This is a genomic window from Ramlibacter sp. (assembly GCF_050250995.1).
Classification (GTDB): domain Bacteria; phylum Pseudomonadota; class Gammaproteobacteria; order Burkholderiales; family Burkholderiaceae_C; genus Ramlibacter.
Window position 1 is genome coordinate 1 of record NZ_JBFWNP010000026.1, and the last position, 21,354, is coordinate 21,354.

Below are 21,354 nucleotides of genomic sequence, written 5' to 3' on the forward strand. Positions count from 1 at the left end.
GACTGAATCGAGCAGTCGCCGCAGCCATCGCACACCTTCTCCTGAATGAAAACGCGCCGGTCGGGGTCCGCCAACTGGCCCCGCTTGCGCCGCCGCCGATTCTCGGCCGCGCAGGTTTGCTCATACACGATCGCCGACACGCCCGCGATGCCGCGGAACTCCGTCTGCACGGCTTCGAGCGCGTCGCGGTGATGCACCGTCACGCCATGGGCAAGCTCTCCGTCGCCCTTCCACCGGGAGGGCGCGTCCGAGACCAGCGCAATGCGGCCGACGCCCTCCGCGGCCAGCTGCCGCGTGATGCGCGCGGGGTCGATGAGGCCTTCCGCAGCTTGGCCGCCCGTCATGGCGACGGCATCGTTGTAAAGAATCTTGTAGGTGATGTTCGTGCCCGCAGCGACGGCCGCTCGCACTGCGAGCAGGCCCGAATGCTGGTAGGTGCCGTCGCCGAGGTTCTGGAACATGTGCGGCGTCTTCGAAAACGGCGCTGCACCGATCCACTGCGCGCCCTCCCCGCCCATCTGGCAGAAGGTGGAGGTCTTGAGTTCCGGCTGCGACAACGCCATCACGTGGCAGCCGATGCCGCCGCCGCTGCGCGAGCCTTCCGGCACTTTGGTGGACGTGTTGTGGGGGCAGCCCGAGCAGAAGTACGGCCTGCGTGCGGGCACGCCGGCATCTGAAGCGACGACCGCTGCGGCCTCGAGCCGGGCTACTCGGGCGGGGAGATCGGGCAGCAGTGCCGCCGCCCTGCGCGCGAAGGCGCGCGCCACCGTCAGCGGGTCGAACTCCGAAGTCTCCGGCAGCAGCTTCTCGCCGCGCTCATCCAGCTTGCCGACCACGAGCGGCCTTTGCGCTGCCGGAAGGTGGTACAGCGCGTCCTTCAGCTGAGTCTCGACGCTGCCGCGTTTTTCCTCCAGCACCAGGACCTGCTCGTGGCGACGCGAGAATTCCACGGCCCCCTCCGTTTCCAGTGGCCAGCTCATGCCGACCTTGTAGACGGACACGCCGAGCGCCTCGAGGTCACGCGGCGCGAGCTGCAGGTTGTCGATCGCCTGCATGAAGTCCTGGTGCGCCTTGCCCACGGTGATCACACCGACGCGACGCTCGCGCGCGCTGATCACCTCCCTGTCGATCCCGTTCGCCCGCGCCCAGGCGCGCACCGCCGGAATGCGCAGTTCGACGAGGCGCCTTTCGAGCTCGAGGCGCCGAGCCGGCCATGCAATCGTGGGGTCCCAGTTCAGCTGCGAATCGTCCACGCCCTGCGGCGCGACGAATCGCGGACTCGTCACGACATCGATCGATCCCGATGCCTCGATCACTTCCGCGATCGTCTTCAGGCACACCCAGACCCCGCAGAAGCGCGACATCGCGATTCCTGCCAGGCCGAACTGGATCACCTCGCCTACGCTGGCCGGCTGCAACACCGGGATCGAAGCCGACTGGAAGATTCCGTCCGTCTGGTGGGGATACATCGACGACTGGGCCGCATGGTCGTCGCCCGATACCGCCAGCACGCCGCCATGGCGCGACGTGCCGAGCACATTGGCAGAACGGAACACGTCTCCGGTGCGGTCGACGCCCGGTCCCTTGCCATACCAGATTCCGAACACGCCATCGACTTCCGAGTCGCCGAATGCTCGATGCATTTGCGAGCCCCACAGCGCAGTGGCGGCGAGGTCTTCGTTCAGCCCCGGCTGGAAGGTGACGTCGTGCGCGGCGAGCTCCTTCTTCGCCTTCCACAACTGCTGGTCGTAGCCGCCGAGCGGGGAGCCTCGATAGCCGGAGACCAGGCCGGCCGTCTTCAGGCCGAGCGCTCGATCGAGTTGGCGCTGCAGCATGGGCAGCCGAACCAGCGCCTGGATCCCGGAGACGTACATGCGCTCCGATTGCTGCGCCGCAGGAGTTGTTCCGAATTGGTCGATGGCACCCATGTTGCACTCGCTTTCTGTAGCAGAATTGTGCTCAGAAGCCGGGAGTCGTTGGTGCCAAACTGCGCGTCCTGTTCGCCTGTCGGTGATAGCTTTGAACCAATGAACCGGCGCTTTTTACTCGTTTGCGCCAGAAAGATCCGTTGTGGCAGTCAGCGACGAACTCGATCGAATCGACCTGAAGATCCTGTCCGAGTTGAGCAGGAACGGTCGCGTGTCGTGGCGCGACCTGGCGGAGATCATCGGGCTGTCACTGACCCCGACGCTCAGGCGTGTACGGCGACTGGAGGAGTCCGGCTACATCACGGGTTACTCCGCGCACCTCGATGAATCCCGCCTGGCCGGGGGCATGAGTGCCTTCGTATCGATCACGCTCGAGAAGCAATCGCAGGATGTGCTTGACCGCTTCGAACGCGAGATCGCCGCAATGCCTCAGGTCATGAGCTGCTTTCTCATGACGGGCGATGCGGACTACGTCCTGCGTGTGGTTGTCGACGACCTGGCCGGCTATCAGGCGCTTCTGACTTCCACGCTGACGAAGATTCCCGGAGTGGCCCATATCAAGTCGAGCTTTGCGCTGAAAGCAGTGCTGAATCGGCGAGCGCCATTGCTGCCAACGACGGCGCAGCGCAAGAAGAAATAAGCGCCATCGCGGCGCGCGAGGCTCCACCGAAAAAATGGAACGGCGGGGTCCCCGGCGTCCGTGATCCTTCGCTGCCGACCTCATCGGTCGCCGCCCGCTGGCACGCCCGCCAGACAAAACGGAGACAAAACTCATGAAGCCATTCTTCCGCCATCTGTTCGCCTGTGCAGCCCTGGCCGGCAGCGCCGCGGCTTTCGCCGCACCGATCGAACTGCGCCTCGCGACACAGTCGCCGGGCAACAGCCCCTTCCAGCGCACGATGCAGAAATTCGCGGACATCGTCGCGGCCGAAACCAAGGGCGAGGTCAAGGTGAAGATCTACACCGACGGGCAGTTGGGCGACATCCCGCAACTTCTCAGCGGCATGCAGCTCGGTACCCAGGACATGGCTTACTTCGGCCTCGGCTCGGCGCTGTTCCTGAAGGACGCCGCCCCGCTGCAGGTCATCTACGTCCCTTATCTGTTCGACAGCAAGCAGGGCGCCGCCCGCGCACTGAACAGCGCGCCGATGAAGGGCATCTACGAGGACATTGCGCGCAAAACGGGCGTCCGCATCTTCGCCGTGAGCGGCGCCCGGTCGCCGCGCGCACTGCAGACCACCAAGGGGCCCATCACGAAGCCCGAGCAGCTCAAGGGCCTGAAGATGCGGATCCCGGCGATTCCGATCTTCGACACGACGTTTCGCACGTTGGGCGTGCGCAACGTGCCGATGAACATGACCGAGATGTTCACCGCCTTTTCCGCCGGCACGATCGAAGGCCAGGACAACGGCGCCGACCTCTCGATCCCGTTCAAATTCCACGAGGCCGCGAAGCACTGGTCGGCGACCGACCACGTTTTCGAGCAGACGGGCTGGTTCGTGTCGGACAAGACCTGGGCCAGGCTTACGCCGGCGCAACAAGCCATCCTGCTGAAGGCGTCGATCGAGGCGGGCAAGGTCGCCGACACCGAGATCCAGCAGCTCGACGACCAGGTGCCCTCCATCATGAAGGCGGCAGGCGCCACCTACACGGAACCGGATCGTGACGCGTTCCGCAAGGCGCTCGCCGGCGTCGCGGGGCAGTTCGAAGGCAAGGTGTGGCCCGCCGGCCTCGTCGACCAGTTGCGCAAGGCGCAGCGGTAAGCGCACTCCGCATGAAACCCGCGGTTCGGGCCGTGGCCCTCGCGGCTTCGGCCCTCGAATGGGCACTGGCCACGTGGGCCGGCTTGATGATGTTCGCGCTCCTCGGCGCCAGTGCCATGGGCGTCTACGACCGATACGTACAGCAGCTGAGCTGGGGCGCTTTCGACCAGTGGGCGCGCATGGCGCTGCTCGGCCTGGTGTTCAGTGCCTTGCCGGTCGCGATCCGCCGGGGCGAAGCCATCCGGCTCCACTTGCTCGAATCACGCCTGGGTCCCGTGGGCCGACGACGCCTGCATGCCGTATTCGATGCCTGCGTGATCGGCGTCTGCCTCGTGTACCTCTCGACGGCACGCCCGATGATCCAGGTGGGCTCGGCGCAAGGCGTGATGGGCACGCCGCTGGACTACGGGGCGGTCTATGCCGCCGCGATGGTGTGCTTTGCCGCGATCGCCTTGTTTCGCGCGGAGGCATTGGTGCAGCGCTGGAACTCGCCGTTGGAGGAACAGTGATGCTTGCACTCGTCATTCTCCTGTTCCTCGGGGCGATGCTGGCCGGCCTCGATCTCGGTTTCGCCATGATCCTTGCGGCGGTCGTCGGCGTGTTCCTTCACGACGGGCAGGCAATCGGCACGACCATGCTCGCGACCACGACCGTGGCCGGCGTGGACAGTTTCGTGCTCGTGACCATTCCGCTGTTCGTCCTCGCCGGCGAGCTCATGAACCGGGGAGGCTTGTCGCAGCGCCTGGTGGACTGGTCCCTCGCGATGATCGGCTTCATGCGCGGAGCGCTTTCGCAGGCTTCGATGCTGGTGAACACCGTCATGGCCGGCATCTCTGGATCCGCCGCTGCCGACGCGTCCGCGGTGGGCGCCGTCATGATCCCGGCGATGCGTCGCAAGGGCTATGGCGACGGATACGCGGGTGCGGTGATCGCGGCCGGCGCCATGCTGGGGCCGATCATTCCACCGTCGATTCCCATGATCGTGTACGGCGCCATGGCAAACGTGTCCATCGTGCGCATGTTCCTGTCGGGCGTCGTTCCGGGCCTCCTTCTGGTGATCGGGTACATGGCGATCTGCGCCTGGATCGCGCGCCGACGCAACTACCCCGTCGAGAAGCGCACCACCGGGCGCGAGAAGCTCATTGCAACCCGGCACGCGGCCGGCGTGCTGCTGCTCCCGGTCATCATCATCGGCGGCATCCGCTTCGGGCTGGTCACCGAAACGGAAGCCGCGGCCGTGGCTGCGCTCTATGCCCTGGTGGTCAGCGTCGTGTTCTATCGCAGCATCGGCCTGCGCGATCTCGGGGACTGCGTTTCACGCGCAGCGGTGTCGTCGTCCGTGGTGCTGTTCCTCCTCGCGGCGGCAGGTCCCTTTGCCTGGCTTCTGGCCGAATCGCACTTCAACCAGGCCGTCGCTGCCACGATCGGCTCGGCCACCACCCATCCGTTGATGGCACTGCTGCTGATCAACATCGTGCTCCTGCTGGTGGGGTGCGTGCTGGAGCCGCTGCCCGCGATGATCATCTTCCTGCCGGCACTGATCCCGGTCGGTCACGGCCTGGGGCTGGACCCGATCCACTTCGGCGCGGTGATGGTCTTCAACCTGATGATCGGCATGATCCACCCCCCCATCGGACTGCTGATCTACATCGTCTCGGCAGTGGGAAAGCTGCCGGCCGGCAAGGTGGCGCGCGAGACGCTTCCCTTCCTGGGGTGGGCTTTGACGGTGCTCGTGCTGATCACCGTCTTCCCGCCGCTCACCACCTGGCTGCCGTCGATGGTGAGGTGACTCACGGGTGTTCAGCGAACCCGGCTCGACGACAGCAGGTGGTCCAGCAGCATCCTTCCCGCCGCCGACAGGGTCTCGGCGCGCCGCACACCGATCTTGATGCGTCGGCGCGCCCACGAATCGCTCAGGCGCACCGTGGCCAACTCGCTCTGCTCGTACAGAGGGACCGCGCCGAGAGGCAACAACCCTATGCCGAGCCGCTGGCGAACCATCGAAATCAGCGCGTCATACGAATGCACGAAGAAGCGCATGCGATGCTCGACCCCCGCGGCGATGGCGACGCGCTGCATGACGGTTGCCATGGCACTGTCCCGTTGCATTCCGATGTGCTCGTATTCGAGGGTATCGATGAAGCTCACCTGCCCACGGTGCGCCAGCGGATGACTTTTGTGCATGACCATGACCACCTCGTCTTCCCGGTAGGGATGGACGTCGAGCTGCGGTTCGTCCTCCGAGAAGGTGAACACACCGATATCGGCCACGTTGTCCAGGACCATGCGCGTCACGATCGAGCTGATGCGCTCTTCGAGGTCGATCTGGATGCGCGGATGGGCCTGCGTGAAGGCGCGCAGGTCGGTTGCCAGGAACTGGGTGATCGACGAGAGGTTGGCCGCAATTCGCACATGGCCGGATTCTCCGGTGGCGAAGTCGCGCACCTTCACTTCCAGATCGACGGCCTGGTGCAGCAGCGTCCTGGCGCCTTTGACCAATACGCGCCCGGCGGCCGACGGCTCGACGCCGCGCGCCTGCCGCAACAGCAAGGGAGTGCCGAGCACCCGTTCGAGTTCGGCGATGCGTTTGCTCAGGGCGGAGGCAGCGATGAACTCACGCTCGGCGGCGGCGGCGATGCTGCCGGCCTCCACCACGGCGACGAACAGCTGCAGCGAATAAAGGTTCAGGCGCACGAGGGGTCAGCGTTGGCCATGCTGACCGCATTGTGCAACGGCGATGCCTCGTCTTCAGCTGCCCGCTGCGCAGAGCGCTTCGTCGGCCGCGTAACGACGCAGCCGAGGGCCGGCGTGCATGACCTGGCCGGGCAAGGCGCGGCCAAGCAATTGCTCCAGGTCCCGCGCCACGTCACACAGGGCGGCAAGGTCGATGCCCGTTTCCACACCCGACTCCGCGAGCAGGTGCACCATGTCTTCCGTGCAGATGTTGCCGGTGGCGCCCGGTGCGAACGGGCAACCGCCGATTCCACCGAGCGACGATTCGAACGAAGTCACGCCGCATTCCAGCCCCGCCATTACATTCACGAGTCCAATGCCGCGCGTATTGTGGAAATGCAGCGTCACGGGCAACTGCGGCAGCTTGCGCTGGAGCATCTCGACCCTTTGCCGCACCAGGCGCGGCGTGGCCATGCCCGTGGTGTCGCCGAGCGTGATGCCGTCGAAGCCGAGTTCGGCGAACGCAGAGGCGAGCCGCTCGATCTCTTCCAGCGCAACCTCGCCTTCGAACGGACAGCCGTAGGCAACGGCAATGGCGGCATGAAGGTGGACACCCGTGCCGCGCACCATGTCTGCCGCCTCGCGCATGTCGTCGAGCGATCGCGCGCGGGAACGATTGAGGTTCTTCAGGTTGTGCGTCTCCGAGGCCGAGATGAACACGATCACTTCGTCCGCCCTGGCCTCGAGCGCCCTTGCGATTCCCTTGGCATTGGGCGCGAGCACCGCAAGCGTGACATCGCTGCTTCGCCCCACTTGCCGCATGAGATCCGCCGCATCCGCGAGCTGAGGGACCGCCCGCGGCGAAACGAACGATGTTGCTTCGAAACGCCGCACGCCCGCTTCGATCAGGGCGTGCAACAGCTTCAGCTTCTGCTCCGTGGGGACGAACTGCGACTCCATCTGGAGGCCGTCGCGCAGACCCACCTCGGTGATGGTCGCGCGGGAAGGATAGGCTTTGCTCATGTCAGTCACCGATGTCGGTTCGCAGGGTGGATTGGTGGAGCGAGAGGCGCCGAGCGAGCCGACTGAGCTCGTGGTACACCACGCCCGCATCGGGATTCCAGCGGAAGACGTCGGCGCCCTGCGAACGCACCACTTGCGCATCGCCGCGCGCCGCAGGTCCGGTAATCGCCCGAGGTCCAAGTTCGACGACGTTCTCCACGGTTGCCTTCAGCAGCGAAGCCTGGATCGTCGGCGCCAGGTCGTCGGGCACGCCCGCCGCGGCCCAGGCTTCGCGTGCGATCGTCTGCAGCACCACCGTGAAATTGTTCGAGAAGACGGCGGCAGCGTGATACAGGGGCTTGCGATCCGTCTGCACGGCGAAGCAGCGCGCACCGATCGCCGCGAACAACGGCCGCAGGACATGCAGTGCGGCCTCGTCTCCCTCGACGCCGCATGGCGTGCCGGGGAACTGTGTCACCGCGGCTGCGGGATCGGCGAACGTCAGTACCGGATGCACGCTGGCGAGGCTCCAACCGAGATCGCGCAGCGGTGCCAGCGTGGACGCGGGCAGGAAGCCGCTGCAGTGGAAAGCGACGGCCGGTGAAGATGCGCCGATCGCCGCCGCGATTTCCGCCGCGACCGACGCAATCTTCGTATCGGGTACCGTGACCAGCCACAGGTCCGCGGGCCGCATGTCTCGCAGCGACTCGGCGGGCCGACCCGCCTGGATGAATTCGGCAGCCCGATTCGCTTCCGACAGGTCGATGCCTTTCAAGTCCTGCACCACGCAGGCGTGACCGGCGTGCAGCACGCGAGCGAGCGTCTGCCCCACCTTGCCGCAGCCGACGACGTTCAGCGTCTTCATGATCAGCCGTGCTTGACCGCGATGGTCTTCAGGACGGTGAAGCCCAGCAGCGCTTCGAAGCCCTTCTCGCGCCCGTAGCCGCTCGCCTTGACGCCGCCGAAGGGCAACTCCACGCCACCCCCGGCGCCGTAGTTGTTGACGAACACCTGGCCGCAGCGCAGCTTGCGCGCCATGCGCAACTGCCGCGCACCGTCGCGAGTCCAGACGCCGGCCACCAGGCCGTAGTCGGTGCCGTTGGCCAGCCGGATGGCCTCCGCCTCGTCCTCGAAAGGCATCGCGGCGAGCACCGGGCCGAAGATTTCCTGCTGCGCGATGCTGTGCTCGTGCGGCACGTCGCGCAACAACACCGCCTCCTGGTAGAAGCCCGCAGACGCGGCTTCCGGATGCAGTTCACCTCGCGCCATCACCCGGATGCCGTCGGCCTCGGCCCGTGCCAGGATGCCTTTGACCAAGTCGAATTGCTTTCGATTCACGAGCGGCCCCATGTCCAGCTCCAGCGCGGGCGGACCGGAACGCAGGGCTCGGAAGCTCCGGGCGAGCGCTTCCATCAGCTTCTCGTAGACGCCGCGCTGCACCAGCAGGCGGCTGCCCGCGGAACAGGTCTGGCCCGCGTTCTGCACGATCGCGTTCACGATCACCGGCAGTGCTGCGTCGAGATCGGCGTCATCGAACACGATCTGCGGCGACTTGCCGCCGAGTTCCAGCGTGACGGGGCAATGCCGCTTGGCGGCAGCCTCGCCGACCAGTCTTCCGGTGACCGTGGAACCGGTGAAGGAAATGTGATCGACGCCGCGATGCGCGGTCAGCCATGCGCCGGCTTCGTGGCCGAAGCCCGTGACGACGTTGAGCGCGCCCGCGGGGAAGCCGACTTCGGCCGCCAGTTCCGCGAGGCGCAGCAGCGAGAGGCTCGCATCCTCTGCGGGCTTGACCACGCACGCATTGCCGGCCGCCAGCGACGCGCCGACAGTGCGCCCGAAGATCTGCATCGGGTAGTTCCACGGAATGATGTGCGCCGTGACCCCGTGCGGCTCCCGGACCGTCATCACCATGTACCCGGGTTCATACGGCAAGGTGTCGCCGTGCAGCTTGTCGCAGGCACCTGCGTAGTACTCGAAGTAGCGAGCGAGCGCGACCGCATCCGCACGCGCGGTTTTCATCGACTTGCCCGTGTCGACCGCTTCGAGCGCGGCGAGCTCCTCGAGGCGCTCCGTCACCGCGGCGGCAAAGCGGTACATCAACCGGCTGCGCTGATGGGCGCTCAGCCTTCCCCATGGACCATCGAACGTGTCGCCGATGGCTGCCCGTGCCGCGGCGACGGCCTCATCCACGTCGCGCTGGCTGCCCCGGGCAATCTCGCCCAGGCTGCTGCCGTTGCTCGGATCGATGACGGCGATGGACTCGCCGCCATGAGCGGCCCACGCGTTGGCAATGAAATGCTGCTTCTTCATTCTGGGTTCCTTGGCATGCTCGGAGCGGCTAGATGCATTCGGCAATGGCTCGGCCGACGTCGGCGGTGCTTGCCGTGCCGCCCATGTCCGGCGTGCGCGGCCCGTCGCGCAGCACGGCTTCGATGGCGTGGACGATCGCGTCCGCGGCGGCCTGGTGGGTCGCGTCCCCGCGTCCCAGGTGCTCCAGCATCAGCGCCGCCGACCAGATCTGGCCGATCGGGTTGGCGAGGCCCTTGCCGGCGATGTCCGGCGCCGAGCCGTGTACAGGCTCGAACAGCGAGGGGTACTTGCGCTCGGGGTTGAGATTGCCCGAGGGCGCGATGCCGATCGTCCCGGTACACGCCGGGCCGAGGTCCGAGAGAATGTCGCCGAAAAGGTTGGACGCCACGACGACGTCGAACCAGTCCGGGTGCTGCACGAAGTGCGCCGTCAGGATGTCGATGTGGTACTTGCGCACGCTGACGTCCGGATAGTGCTTGGCCATCTCCGCGAGCCGCTCGTCCCAGAACGGCATCGTGATGGAGATGCCGTTGCTCTTCGTCGCCGCGACCAGCGACTTGCGCGGACGGCGCCGGGCGGTCTCGAAGGCGTACTTCAGGATGCGATCGACGCCGTGGCGCGTGAAGACCGACTCCTGGATGGCGAACTCGCGCTCCGTTCCCTCGAACATGCGGCCGCCCACCGACGAATATTCGCCTTCGGTGTTTTCCCGCACGATGAGAAAATCGATGTCGCCGGGCCGGCGATTCGCCAGCGGCGAAGCCACCCCGGGCATCAGGCGGGCCGGCCGCAAGTTCACGTACTGGTCGAACTCGCGACGGATCTTGATGAGCGATTCCCACACCGCGGTGTGGTCGGCCACGATGTCCGGCGCGCCGACCGCGCCGAAGTAGATGGCGTCATGCCCGCCGATCTGCTCGCTCCAGTCAAGCGGCATCATGGTGCCGTGGCGCACGTAGTGGCGGCTGCACCAGTCGAAGTGGTCGAAGGCGAAGCCGATACCGAACTTGCGGCCGACGGCGTCCAGGACACGCAGACCCTCGGGCATGATCTCGGGTCCGATTCCGTCGCCGGCGATGACGGCGATGCGATGGCTGCTCACGGGGTGTCTCCTCTCAGATCCTGGGGCTTACATTCGCGCCGGCCTCGGCCAGCAACGAGACGAGTTCCGGCACCATGGCCCGCGGGCCGCCCTGCTGCACGGCCGCATCGAGCGTCGCCGAGACCGCGTCGCCGATGCGATGCACCGCACTGCTGTCGGCCGCCATCTGGACGTAGTAGCGCAAGTCCTTCAGCGCATTGGCCATGAAGAATTGCAGCGTCGAGCTGTCGCGGGAAAGGATGTACGGCGTCAGGCGATCCAGGGCAATGCCCGCGCCGCCTCCCGAGGCGAGCACTTCGACGAACAGCTCCGGGCGGATTCCACCTTGCGCCGCGCATGCGGCGGCCTCCGCGAGCAGCGACACACTGCCCAGCGACACGAAGTTGTGCAGCAGTTTCAGCCGATGGCCCGCACCGATGGCGCCCGCGTGGGACACGTTCTCGGCGAAGCAGCGCAGCACCGGCATCACCTTCTCCAGCACGGCGGCGTCACCGCCGACCAGCAGATTGAGGCGCCCTTCGCGCGCATGCTGCACGGTGCGCGTCATGGGCGCGTCGATGAACAGTCCGCCGGCCGCTTGTACGATCGCAGCCATGCGCTCGGTAGAAGACGGAATCGCTGTGGAGCAATCCACCACGACCGCGCCGGGGCGCAGCCCTTCGAGCACGCCGTCGGCGCCCGAGAGCACGGCTTCCACCTCGGGGCTGCCGGTGACGCAGAGGATGACCACGTCGCAGCGCGCCGCGAGTGCGCGCGCCGTCTTTTCCGTCTGGAGGCCGGCGGCCAGCAGGTCGTCGACGGGCTGGTTGCCCGGGTGTTCCAGCGCCACCAGCGGGTGGCCGTGCTTGAGGATGTTCGTTGCGATGCCGTGGCCCATGAGGCCCACGCCGACGATGCCAACGCGCCGGCTCATACGGACTCCCCGCCGGGGGCGCCTTGGGCCGCGTGCTCGGCGTCCGCAGCGAGCGCGGCGATCTGCGCCTGCGCGTAGCCGAGTTCGCACAGGACCGACGTGTTGTCTGCCCCGAGGTCTGGCGCAGGCAGACGCACCTGGCACGGCGCCTCGGTGAACTTCAGCGGGAACCCGGTCATCTTCACCTTGCCATGGCCGGGATGTTCGACCTCGAGCAGCATGTCTTGCGACAGCACCTGCGGATCGGCATACGCGCCGGCGAGGTCCTGCACGATTCCCGTCGGAACGCCCGCCGCGTTGAGCACTTCCAACCAGTGGCTGACGGGCCGCGTGCGCAGTACCTCGTCGAGCACGGCATTGACGTGCGCCCGGTTCTTCACGCGCGCCGCATTCGTCGCGAAGTGCGGATCGCCCTTGAGGTGCTGCAGGTCCAGCACCTTCATCAGCTTGTTGTAGACGCCCTCGTTCGACGGTGCGATCGCGATTTCGCCGTCGGCGGCCGTGAACAGGCCATACGGCGCCACCAGCGCGTGGTCGTTGCCCACCGGCTCCGGCACGGCGCCCGTGGCGAAGTAGTGTGCCGAGGAGAACGCGCCGTAGCTCAGGAGGCCATCGACCAGCGCCGCGCTCACGCGCTCGCCACGGCCGGTGCGCTGGCGGCGCATCAGCGCCGCGACCGTGCCGAGCGCCGCATACGTTCCGGCGACCAGGTCGCTGATCGGGATGCCGGTGCGCATCGGGCCGGATTCATGTGTGCCATTCAATGCCATGAACCCGCTCATGCCCTGCGCGATGAAGTCGAAGGCGGGCCGGTGGACGTAGGGGCCGCTCTGGCCGAAACCGGAAATGCTCGTGTGGATGATTCCCGGCCTGAGCGCTTGCAGCGCGTCCCAGCCGAGCCCCATCTTGTCCATCACGCCCGGGCGAAAGTTGTCGACAACCACGTCCGCGGTGGCGATGAGGGCGCGCAATGCTTCCATGCCTTCGAGGGAGCGCAGGTTCAGGCGTACCGAGCGCTTGTTGCGGTTGAAAGCGGCGAAGTACCAGCTGAGGCCGTCGACGACGTTGCCCTGTTGCCGGATCGGATCGCCTTCGGGCGGCTCCACCTTGATCACCTCGGCGCCGAGGTCGGCCAGGTGCATGGTGCAGAACGGGCCCGAGAGGATGCGGCTGAGATCGACGACGCGCACGTCCTCGAGCTGGGCCGGCGGTTTCGCGGGGATGGCTGATGCGTGCTGCATGGTCGTTCAATCCAGGACGGTCGGTCCGTAGTTCCAGTGTTCGGGCGCATGGCCAGCGACGGGTGCGCGCCACGTGGAGAGCCCCTGATGAAACAGGCTGCCAAGGTAGACGGTGCGCAGGTCCGGACCCGCGAATGCGAGGCTGGAGACGTTGCGCAGGCTGTAGTTCCTGCCGATGCCGAGCTCTTCCCAGGTGAAGCGGTCGGCGGTGAACGCCTCTTCGGCATGCGCGATGGCGTCGTCGTCGCAGTCCTCGAGGAAGACTTCGCTGCGCCCGCTCTCCGGGTCGACGCGCAGCAGGCGGTTGCTGATGATGCTGGTGACCCACACGCCGCCTTCGGCGTCGAATTCCAGGCCGTCGGGCCAGGTGCCGCGACCGAATTCCACGACCGTTTCGCGCGGCCCGAGGCGATCGTCGGGCAGGATCTCAAGACGGGAGAGGCGCCGTGCATAGGTCTCGTTGACATAAAGCCAGCGGCCGGCGGGATCCACCCGCACTTCGTTGCTGAAGCCGAGCCCGGTCGCAACGACTTGCATGCGGCCGCCGGGACGAACGACACCAATCACGCCGTCGTACGCCGTCGCGCTGCGGAACGCGAGCGTGCGCGGCTTGTTGGATGTGCACAGGGACAGCCAGATCCGACCTTGCGCGTCGGGGTACAGATAGTTGAGTGGCGTCGCCGGCATGCCTTCGCCCTCACCGAGGAAGGGCTCGACTTTCCCCGGTGCCGTCAGTCGCCAGGCGCCGCCTTCCGGGCCTACGTTCGCGATGAGGAAGGTCCCGTCCTTCAGGAGGGCGATGCCGTTCGGCACGAACTCCTCGAACGGCCAGTCGACGCGCGCCGCAGGATCGCGCCGGTCTCCGACGCGAATGACGCCGAACTCCTTGTCGCCCGCGTAGAGGCGGCCATCGGCGAGCGCGATGACGGACTCCGGCCGGTTCAAGTTGGAACCCGTCACGGGAAGCGGTGATGCCAGGGTGCTCATGCACTTACTCCAAAGTGATGCGAGCCTGCTGGATCACCTTGCCCCAGCGGTCGTACTCGCTGTCGACGAACGACTGGTAGTCCGCCTGGTTCATCGGCTGCGGGACAACTTGCAGTTGCCGCAGCCGTTCCGCGATCTGCGGGCTCGCCTGGACTTCCTGAATGGCCTTGTGAAGACGTGCCAGCACATCCGGGGGCACCTGTGCTGGAGCAAGGAAGCCGACCCACGTATTGATGTCCACGTTGACGCCCTGCTCCTTGAGCGTGCGGAGCGCCGGAAGGCCGGGCAGGCGATCGGGTGCCACGACGCCCAGCAGCCGGATGTTGCCCGCCTTGGCGTACTGCTCCACCAGCGGCATGGGCAGCATGGCGGCCTTGATCTGTCCGCCGACAAGTGCATTCAGCAGCGGCGCGGTGCCCTGGAAAGGAACGTGGAGCAAGTCGATGCCGGCCGCGGCCTTCACCGACTCGCCGAGCACCTGCCCCGAGCTGCCGACGCCCCAGGACCCGAAGGAAAGTCTTTCGCGCGAGTTCCGGGCAAGCTGCACGAATTCCTGCAGGTTGGCGGCCGGCACCGAGGGGTGCACCGCCAGTGCGTACGGAAAGAAGCCGATGGGCGCGATGGCCACGAAGGCCTTGCGGTCGTAGCCTGCGTTCTTCAGCAGGTGGGGCATGATCGAGTTGGAATCCGCTGTTCCGTAGACCAGCGTGTAGCCGTCCGCCGGACTCTTGGCTGCGGCGGCGCTGCCGATGGTGCCCGTGGCGCCAGGACGGTTTTCCACAAGCACGGGGGTGTTCAGCCGCTCGGCGATTGCGGGCGCCATCAGGCGAACCACCACGTCCCCTCCGCCGCCTGCGGGCCAGGGAACGATGATTCGAACGGGCTTGTTGGGGAAATCGGCCGCAGCGGCCGGCAGGACGGCGGTCGTCAGGGCCAGCAGTGCCACGGCACCGGCGAATGTGCGACGCGTGACGCGATGCGGCAAGGTCATGGGTTTGTCTCCTTTGAAGTTCCGCCGTCGTGTCGGCGGACGAATCGATGTTCGTTCGCGGCCCGGTCCCGGCCATCCAGCTTTTTCGGCGGGGCATCGCGCGGCGCGATGCCACCGCAGTTCGGGTGCAGTCGCGGGTGCTATTGAGGCTCCACGCCGGCTTTCTTGACCAGCGCGGCGTACTTCGCCAGTTCGGAGCGGAAGTAGGCGTGTGCCTGCTCCGGCGTCGTGAGAGCCACCATGTTGCCCTGCTTGTCCATCGCCTCCTTCACTTCCGGTGCGGCGAAGGTGCTGACCAGGGCGGAGTGAATGCGCATGACGTCAGCTTGCGACATGCCCTTCGGACCGATGACCGCGAACCATGCATCGACGACGTAGTTCGCCAGGCCTTGTTCCCGGAACGTGGGGATCTCCGGTGCAGCGGCGCTTCGCTGCGCGCTGGCCGTGCCAATGGCGCGCAGCGCGCCGCTTTTCAGGTGGGGGTGGATTGCTCCGAGTGCGAGAACGCCGAAATCCACTTGCCCGCCGATGAGATCGGTGAGCATCGGGCCCGCCCCCTTGTACGGGATGTGGCGCGCCTTCACGCCCGCCTCGTCGACGAACATGGCCGCAGCCAGGTGCGGGAGCGTGCCGCTGCCCGAAGAAGCGTAGTTGAACGCGTCCGGCTTCGCCTTCATGAGGGCTATCAGCTCTCGTGCATTGGTTGCCGGAATCTTGGGATTGGCGACCAGAATCATCGGGGCACTGCCGATCACCGCAATCGGCGTGACGTCGCCTACGGCGTCGAAGGGAACGGCCTTGAGAACCGAGGGGTAGACCACGTGATTGCTGGACACGATGCTCAGCGTGTACCCGTCCGGCGCGGACTTGACGAGGGCCTGTGTGCCGATGATTCCGCCAGCCCCCGGTTGGTTCTCGATCACGACTGGGTGTCCGAGAGACCTGGAAAGCGCCTGACTGGCTGCGCGCGTGAGCGTGTCGACACCAGAGCCTGCAGCGACAGGCAGGATGATGCGCACGGGCCGCGAAGGCTGTGCTGTCACTTCAGCCGCGGTTGCAACGAACAGACCTGCAGCTCCAAAGGCACGTACAAAGCGACGACGGGTGAGCAAAGACGCTGTCATGGATGTCTCCAGTTGGGCGGGTGAGAACAACGGCGACCCGCGATGCGCTGACCAGCCGGACCCGCTGTTTGCGAAAAGTTGGATGATCTGGCGCATGACTTTCGCAGCCGACGGCAATTCGCTGGGCTGCATCGCGCCTGGCGATGGATGGTGCTCCAGTACTGGAAAATCACCTGTCCGCGGGATGGGTTCAGGATCACACTTCCGATTCACCTAAACTTGCGGAAGCAGTTGCGACAGAGAGCCTCGCATGCCGCGGCCACCGCGGTGGCCGTGGGCCTTTCCGATTTTGCGCTTCGGATATGCTCGCCCGCGCAGTCCCCCTCCCCCGCATGCCCCTCGACCCCCTCCTGATAGCCGAATTCGCCGCCCTCGGCATCGGCTCCGGCTTCCTGGCCGGGCTCCTCGGCATCGGCGGCGGCATGGTCATGGTGCCCTTCATCACCATGATCCTCGCGAACAAGGGCTTCGCGCCCGACTACACCGTGAAGATGGCCGTGGCCACCTCGCTCGCCACGATCTGCTTCACCTCGATGTCGTCGGTGCGCGCGCACCACAAGCGCGGCGCGGTGCGCTGGGAGGTTGTCCGCAGCTTCGCGCCGGGCATCCTCGTCGGCGGCTTCCTCGGCGCGCAGGTGGCGGTGTTCATGCCGGGCAAGCTGCTCGGCGTGCTGTTCGCCCTCTTCGTCGCCTTCTCCGCCACGCAGATGCTGCTCGATCGCAAGCCGAAACCCACGCGCACGCTGCCGGGGCCGCTCGCGATGTTCGGCGTGGGCGGCGTCGCGGGCTTCCTGTCGTCCATCGTCGGCGCGGGCGGCGCGTTCGTTTCGGTGCCGTTCATGACCTGGTGCAACGTGAAGATCCACGAGGCCGTGGCGACGTCCGCCGCGCTCGGGTTTCCCATCGCCATCGCCGGCACACTGAGCTACATCTGGGCCGGTCAGGACCTGCCGCAGATGCCGCCCGGCGCGATCGGCTATCTTTATCTGCCCGGACTCGTCATCATTTCGCTGGCCAGCGTGACGCTCGCACCGCTGGGCGCGCGCACGGCGCACCGGATGGACATCCGTCCGCTCAAGCGCGCCTTCGCGTTCGTGCTGTACGCGCTGGCCGCCTACTTTCTATTTCGCTGAGGTCGAATGAAAATCGCATTCATCGGACAACAGGACTTCGGCCGCGCCGTCCTCGAGGCCTTCATCGCGCGCGGCGACACGGTCGCGGGCGTGTTCTGCAAGCCCGAGCCGCCCGGCGCGAAGCCGGACGCGCTGCGCGCCGCCGCCGAGAAGCTGGGCCTGCCCGTGTTCCAGTTCAAGAGCCTGCGCAGCCCCGAGGCCGAAGCGGCCATGCGGGCGCTCGATGCCGACCTCGGCATCATGGCCTACGTGCTGCAGTTCGCGCCGCACACCTTCGTGACGATCCCGAAGCTCGGCACGATCCAGTTCCATCCGTCGCTGCTTCCGCTGCACCGCGGCCCCTCCTCCATCAGCTGGCCGATCATCCTCGGGCGCAAGGAAACGGGCATCACGATCTTCCGGCCGACGGACGGCCTCGACGAAGGCCCGATCGTGCTGCAGAAGCGCTGCGACATCGGCCCCGACGAGACGCTGGGCGAGCTGTACTTCAACAAGCTGTTCCCGCTCGGCGTTCAGGCGCTGCTCGAGGGCGCGGACAAGGTCGCGGGCGGCTGGCGCGACGAAGTTCCGCAGGACGAGACGTTAGCAAGCTACGAGGGCTGGGTGAACGAGGCCGAGTCGCGCATCAACTGGCACGCGCCGGTGGACCACGTCTACAACCTCATCCGCGGCTGCAATCCCGCGCCCGGCGCCTGGACCACCCTCGGCGGGCGCAAGGTGTGGATCTACGACTGCCGCAAGCACGTCGTGCGCACCTTCGGCGCGGTGCGTGGCCAGCCGGGCGAGGTCGCGGCGGTCACGGCGGATTCCGTGTTCCTCAACGCGCAGGGCGGGCAGATCGAAGCGCTGCGCGTGCGCCCCGAAGGCGGCGCCAAGATGAACGCGGGCGAGTTCGCGCGCGGCGCGGGCCTGGGCGCATAGGCCGGGCCTGTAGAAGAAACGGTGGCTCGCGTCCTTCGGTGCAAACCCTAGGGGAGCGCGAAATTACCGATTTCTTGACGGCGGTCAAGAATCAAAATGCCCCCACGGGAACACGATCCCGGCATAAAAGGAGACAAGGCGATGAAGAGAATTTCGCGCATGGCAGCCGCGGCTGCCGCCGTGACAGCCGCTGCAGCCGCAGTCCTTTCCCTGCCCGCTCACGCGCAAGCGAAGTGGCAGCCCACCAAGCCCGTCGAGTTCGTGGTGCCAGCCGGCACCGGCGGCGGCGCCGACCAGATGGCGCGTCTCATCCAGGGCATCGTCGTCAAGCACAAGCTGATGAACCAGCCCATGGTGGTCGTCAACAAGTCCGGCGGCGCGGGAGCCGAGGGCTTCCTCGACGTCAAGGGCGCCAAGGGCGAGCCGCACAAGCTGGTCGTCACGCTGTCCAATCTTTTCACGACGCCGCTGGCCACCGGCGTGCCGTTCAACTGGCGCGACATGACGCCGGTGTCCATGATGGCGCTCGACAACTTCGTGCTGTGGGTCAATGCCGACACCCCGCACAAGACCGCCAAGGACTACTTCGCCGCCGTCAAGGCCGCGGGTCCGAGCAAGATCAAGATGGGCGGCACGGGCTCCAAGCAGGAGGATCAGATCCTCACCGTCGGCATCGAGAAGGCCACCGGCACGAAATTCATCTACGTGCCCTTCCGCGGCGGCGGCGAGGTCGCCGTGCAGCTCGTGGGCAAGCACGTCGACTCCACCGTCAACAACCCGATCGAGGCGGTGGCCCAATGGCGCGCGGGCCAGCTGCGCCCGCTGTGCGTCTTCGACGAGAAGCGCATGCCCTACCCGGCCAAGATCACGCAGACGCAGTCCTGGCAGGACATCCCGACCTGCAAGGAAGCGGGCGTGCCCACGGCCTACACCATGCTGCGTGGCATCTTCATGCCGCCGGGCGTGACGAAGGAGCAGACCGAGTATTACGTCGACCTGCTCAAGAAGATCCGCGAGACGCCCGAGTGGAAGGACTACATGGAAAAAGGCGCCTTCAACCAGACCTTCATGGAGGGCGAGAAATACTTCGCGTGGCTCGGCCAGGCGGAGCAGCAGCACCGCGTGCTCATGAAGGAAGCCGGCTTCATCGCCCAGTAAGAAAACAAAAGCAGACCCGGAGCGCCTTCGCATGGACAACATGGAAACCGCGGAGGCGCGCAACGGCGTGCCGACGTACATCGTCGAGGCCGTCGTCGCCCTGCTGGTGATCGGGCTCGGCCTCCTGGTGATCGCCGGCACGCGCAAGCTCGGCACCGGCTGGACGAGCGACGGCCCCGGCGCCGGCTACTTTCCCTTCTACATCGGCATCATCCTGTGCGTCTCCGGCGCGGGCACGCTCTACCAGGCCGTGCTCGGGAAGAAGCGCAACACCGAGGTGTTCGTGGACAACGCGTCGCTTCGGCGCGTGCTCGTCGTGCTGCTGCCGGCGGTGGTCTACGTCGGGCTGATCCAGTTCATCGGCATCTACGTCGCCTCGGCCATCTACATGGCGGTGTTCATGACCTGGCTCGGCAAGATCAACCCGGCCAAGAGCATCGCCGGGGGCGTCGCCATCGCAGCCGTGTTCTTCCTGATGTTCGAAGTGTGGTTCAAGGTGCCGCTCGCCAAGGGCGTCTTTCACCCGCTCTCCTTCCTCGGCTACTAGAAAAAAAGGCGGAAAGCGACGATGAACGAGATCAGCGCCCTGTTCCACGGGTTCGGCGTGGTGCTCACGCCCATGAACCTGCTCCTGATGTTCGTCGGCATCACGCTGGGCGTGCTGATCGGCGTGCTCCCGGGGCTCGGGGGCGCCAACGGCGTCGCGATCCTGCTGCCGCTCACGTTCACGATGTCGCCCACCTCGGCGATCATCATGCTGTCGTGCATCTACTGGGGCGCCCTCTTCGGCGGCGCCATCACCTCGATCCTGTTCAACATTCCCGGCGAGCCCTGGTCGGTGGCGACGACGTTCGACGGCTATCCGATGGCGCAGGACGGGCGAGCCGCGCAGGCGCTCACCGCGGCGTTCACCTCGTCCTTCATCGGCGCGCTGGTGGCGGTGATCATGATCACCTTCCTCGCGCCGCTGGTCGCGAAGTTCGCGCTCAAGTTCGGACCGCCGGAGTTCTTCGCCGTCTACCTGCTCACCTTCTGCAGCTTCGTCGGCATGGGCAAGGGCTCGCCCTTCAAGATCCTCGCGGCCATGGCGATCGGCTTCGCGCTCGCCGCCGTCGGCATGGACACGGTCACCGGCCAGCTGCGCCTGACCTTCGGCATGACGGAGCTGATGCGCGGCTTCGACTTCCTCATCGCCGTCATCGGCCTCTTCGGCATCGGCGAGATCCTGCTGTCGATGGAGGAAGGCCTCGCCTTCAGCGGCAAGTCGGCCAAGATCAGCCCGAAGGTCGTCTTCGAGACGTGGAAGCAGCTGCCGAAGTACTGGATGACGTCGGTGCGCAGCTCGCTCGTGGGCATCTGGATGGGCATCACGCCCGGCGGCGCGACGCCCGCGTCGTTCATGAGCTACGGCCTCGCGAAGAAGATGTCGCCCGACGGCGAGCGCTTCGGCAAGGGCCAGATCGAGGGCGTGATCGCGCCCGAGACCGCGGCGCACGCCGCCGGCACCAGCGCGCTGCTGCCGATGCTGGCCCTGGGCATCCCCGGTTCGCCGACGGCGGCCGTGCTGCTGGGCGGCCTGCTGATCTGGGGCCTGCAGCCCGGTCCGCTGCTCTTCGTCGAGCAGAAGGACTTCGTCTGGGGCCTGATCGCCTCGATGTACCTCGGCAACCTCGCGGGGCTGATCGTGGTGCTGACGACGGTGCCGCTCTTCGCCTCGATCCTGCGCATCCCGTTCTCGATCATCGCGCCGGTCATCGTGGTGATCTGCGCCATCGGCGCGTACACGGTCCACAGCGCGATGCTGGACGTGTGGTTCATGCTGCTCTTCGGCGTGATGGGCTACGTGTTCAAGAAGCTCGACTACCCGCTCGCGCCCCTGGTGCTGGCGCTCGTCCTCGGCGACAAGGCCGAAGACTCCTTCCGCCAGGCGATGCTGGTGTCGCAGGGCGACCTGTCGATCCTGATGTCGAACGCGCTGGTCGGCTCGATCACGACGCTGGCGCTGCTCCTGCTGTTCTGGCCGCTGATCTCGAAAGCGATCGCGAAGGTGAGGAAGCCGAAGCCGCAGGCGTTCGCGGCGGAGCAGCCGGTGGATTGAGTCGACT

The 21,354-nt window shown here is 66.5% G+C and carries 20 protein-coding genes; 9 read left to right on the top strand and 11 right to left on the bottom strand.

What is annotated here, in order from left to right:
• On the bottom strand, positions 1 to 1,928 hold a 1,928-nt coding region (locus AB7E83_RS16675; RefSeq protein ID WP_428571415.1), incomplete at its 3' end, for an indolepyruvate ferredoxin oxidoreductase family protein.
• A gap of 142 nt (positions 1,929 to 2,070) precedes the next feature.
• On the opposite strand from AB7E83_RS16675, the gene AB7E83_RS16680 reads away from it, so the two are divergent.
• From AB7E83_RS16680 to AB7E83_RS16695, 4 genes are all read left to right on the top strand, one after another.
• On the top strand, positions 2,071 to 2,568 hold the full coding sequence (locus AB7E83_RS16680; protein ID WP_428571417.1) for an Lrp/AsnC family transcriptional regulator: 498 nt from the start codon (positions 2,071 to 2,073) through the stop codon (positions 2,566 to 2,568).
• A gap of 133 nt (positions 2,569 to 2,701) precedes the next feature.
• Positions 2,702 to 3,691, top strand: a complete 990-nt coding sequence (locus tag AB7E83_RS16685; RefSeq protein WP_428571419.1) for a TRAP transporter substrate-binding protein — start codon at positions 2,702 to 2,704, stop codon at positions 3,689 to 3,691.
• Positions 3,692 to 3,702: 11 nt separating this feature from the next.
• The gene (locus AB7E83_RS16690; protein ID WP_428571420.1) at positions 3,703 to 4,200 is read left to right on the top strand and encodes a TRAP transporter small permease; all 498 of its coding nucleotides are present in this window, start codon (positions 3,703 to 3,705) and stop codon (positions 4,198 to 4,200) included.
• The gene (locus AB7E83_RS16695; protein WP_428571523.1) at positions 4,200 to 5,480 is read left to right on the top strand and encodes a TRAP transporter large permease; all 1,281 of its coding nucleotides are present in this window, start codon (positions 4,200 to 4,202) and stop codon (positions 5,478 to 5,480) included. The genes AB7E83_RS16690 and AB7E83_RS16695 overlap by 1 nt, the downstream gene beginning before the upstream one ends.
• A gap of 11 nt (positions 5,481 to 5,491) precedes the next feature.
• On the opposite strand, the gene AB7E83_RS16700 is transcribed toward AB7E83_RS16695, so the two are convergent.
• The 10 genes from AB7E83_RS16700 to AB7E83_RS16745 form a co-directional block, all read right to left on the bottom strand.
• Positions 5,492 to 6,385, bottom strand: a complete 894-nt coding sequence (locus AB7E83_RS16700) for a LysR family transcriptional regulator (protein WP_428571422.1) — start codon at positions 6,383 to 6,385, stop codon at positions 5,492 to 5,494.
• Positions 6,386 to 6,439: 54 nt separating this feature from the next.
• Complete coding sequence (locus AB7E83_RS16705) at positions 6,440 to 7,477, bottom strand: hydroxymethylglutaryl-CoA lyase (RefSeq protein ID WP_428571423.1); 1,038 nt, start codon at positions 7,475 to 7,477, stop codon at positions 6,440 to 6,442.
• Positions 7,389 to 8,231: a Rossmann-like and DUF2520 domain-containing protein gene (locus AB7E83_RS16710; protein ID WP_428571425.1), complete on the bottom strand. Its 843-nt coding sequence runs from the start codon at positions 8,229 to 8,231 to the stop codon at positions 7,389 to 7,391. Before AB7E83_RS16710 ends, AB7E83_RS16705 begins: the two co-directional genes overlap by 89 nt.
• 2 nt (positions 8,232 to 8,233) lie before the next feature.
• The gene (locus AB7E83_RS16715) at positions 8,234 to 9,679 is read right to left on the bottom strand and encodes an aldehyde dehydrogenase family protein (protein ID WP_428571427.1); all 1,446 of its coding nucleotides are present in this window, start codon (positions 9,677 to 9,679) and stop codon (positions 8,234 to 8,236) included.
• A gap of 28 nt (positions 9,680 to 9,707) precedes the next feature.
• Complete coding sequence (locus AB7E83_RS16720; protein ID WP_428571525.1) at positions 9,708 to 10,727, bottom strand: tartrate dehydrogenase; 1,020 nt, start codon at positions 10,725 to 10,727, stop codon at positions 9,708 to 9,710.
• 67 nt (positions 10,728 to 10,794) lie between these two features.
• Entirely contained in the window at positions 10,795 to 11,694 is a 900-nt protein-coding gene (locus AB7E83_RS16725; protein ID WP_428571429.1) for an NAD(P)-dependent oxidoreductase, read from the bottom strand.
• Complete coding sequence (locus tag AB7E83_RS16730) at positions 11,691 to 12,935, bottom strand: CaiB/BaiF CoA transferase family protein (protein ID WP_428571431.1); 1,245 nt, start codon at positions 12,933 to 12,935, stop codon at positions 11,691 to 11,693. Before AB7E83_RS16730 ends, AB7E83_RS16725 begins: the two co-directional genes overlap by 4 nt.
• Before the next feature lie 6 nt (positions 12,936 to 12,941).
• On the bottom strand, positions 12,942 to 13,922 hold the full coding sequence (locus tag AB7E83_RS16735; protein ID WP_428571433.1) for an SMP-30/gluconolactonase/LRE family protein: 981 nt from the start codon (positions 13,920 to 13,922) through the stop codon (positions 12,942 to 12,944).
• Between the two features lie 4 nt (positions 13,923 to 13,926).
• Entirely contained in the window at positions 13,927 to 14,913 is a 987-nt protein-coding gene (locus tag AB7E83_RS16740) for a Bug family tripartite tricarboxylate transporter substrate binding protein (RefSeq protein WP_428571435.1), read from the bottom strand.
• A 140-nt stretch (positions 14,914 to 15,053) separates the two neighbouring features.
• Complete coding sequence (locus tag AB7E83_RS16745; RefSeq protein WP_428571437.1) at positions 15,054 to 16,037, bottom strand: Bug family tripartite tricarboxylate transporter substrate binding protein; 984 nt, start codon at positions 16,035 to 16,037, stop codon at positions 15,054 to 15,056.
• A gap of 332 nt (positions 16,038 to 16,369) precedes the next feature.
• Here AB7E83_RS16745 and AB7E83_RS16750 point away from each other — a divergent pair, with 332 nt between their 5' ends.
• The 5 genes from AB7E83_RS16750 to AB7E83_RS16770 all read left to right on the top strand — a co-directional run bounded on the left by AB7E83_RS16750 (position 16,370) and on the right by AB7E83_RS16770 (position 21,347).
• On the top strand, positions 16,370 to 17,170 hold the full coding sequence (locus tag AB7E83_RS16750) for a sulfite exporter TauE/SafE family protein (protein WP_428571439.1): 801 nt from the start codon (positions 16,370 to 16,372) through the stop codon (positions 17,168 to 17,170).
• A gap of 6 nt (positions 17,171 to 17,176) precedes the next feature.
• Entirely contained in the window at positions 17,177 to 18,091 is a 915-nt protein-coding gene (locus AB7E83_RS16755; RefSeq protein ID WP_428571440.1) for a methionyl-tRNA formyltransferase, read from the top strand.
• Between the two features lie 141 nt (positions 18,092 to 18,232).
• On the top strand, positions 18,233 to 19,249 hold the full coding sequence (locus AB7E83_RS16760; protein WP_428571441.1) for a Bug family tripartite tricarboxylate transporter substrate binding protein: 1,017 nt from the start codon (positions 18,233 to 18,235) through the stop codon (positions 19,247 to 19,249).
• A gap of 31 nt (positions 19,250 to 19,280) precedes the next feature.
• Entirely contained in the window at positions 19,281 to 19,796 is a 516-nt protein-coding gene (locus tag AB7E83_RS16765; protein WP_428571443.1) for a tripartite tricarboxylate transporter TctB family protein, read from the top strand.
• Between the two features lie 21 nt (positions 19,797 to 19,817).
• Positions 19,818 to 21,347, top strand: coding sequence for a tripartite tricarboxylate transporter permease (locus tag AB7E83_RS16770; RefSeq protein WP_428571444.1), 1,530 nt, complete (start codon positions 19,818 to 19,820; stop codon positions 21,345 to 21,347).
• The last annotated feature ends 7 nt before the right edge of the window (positions 21,348 to 21,354 follow it).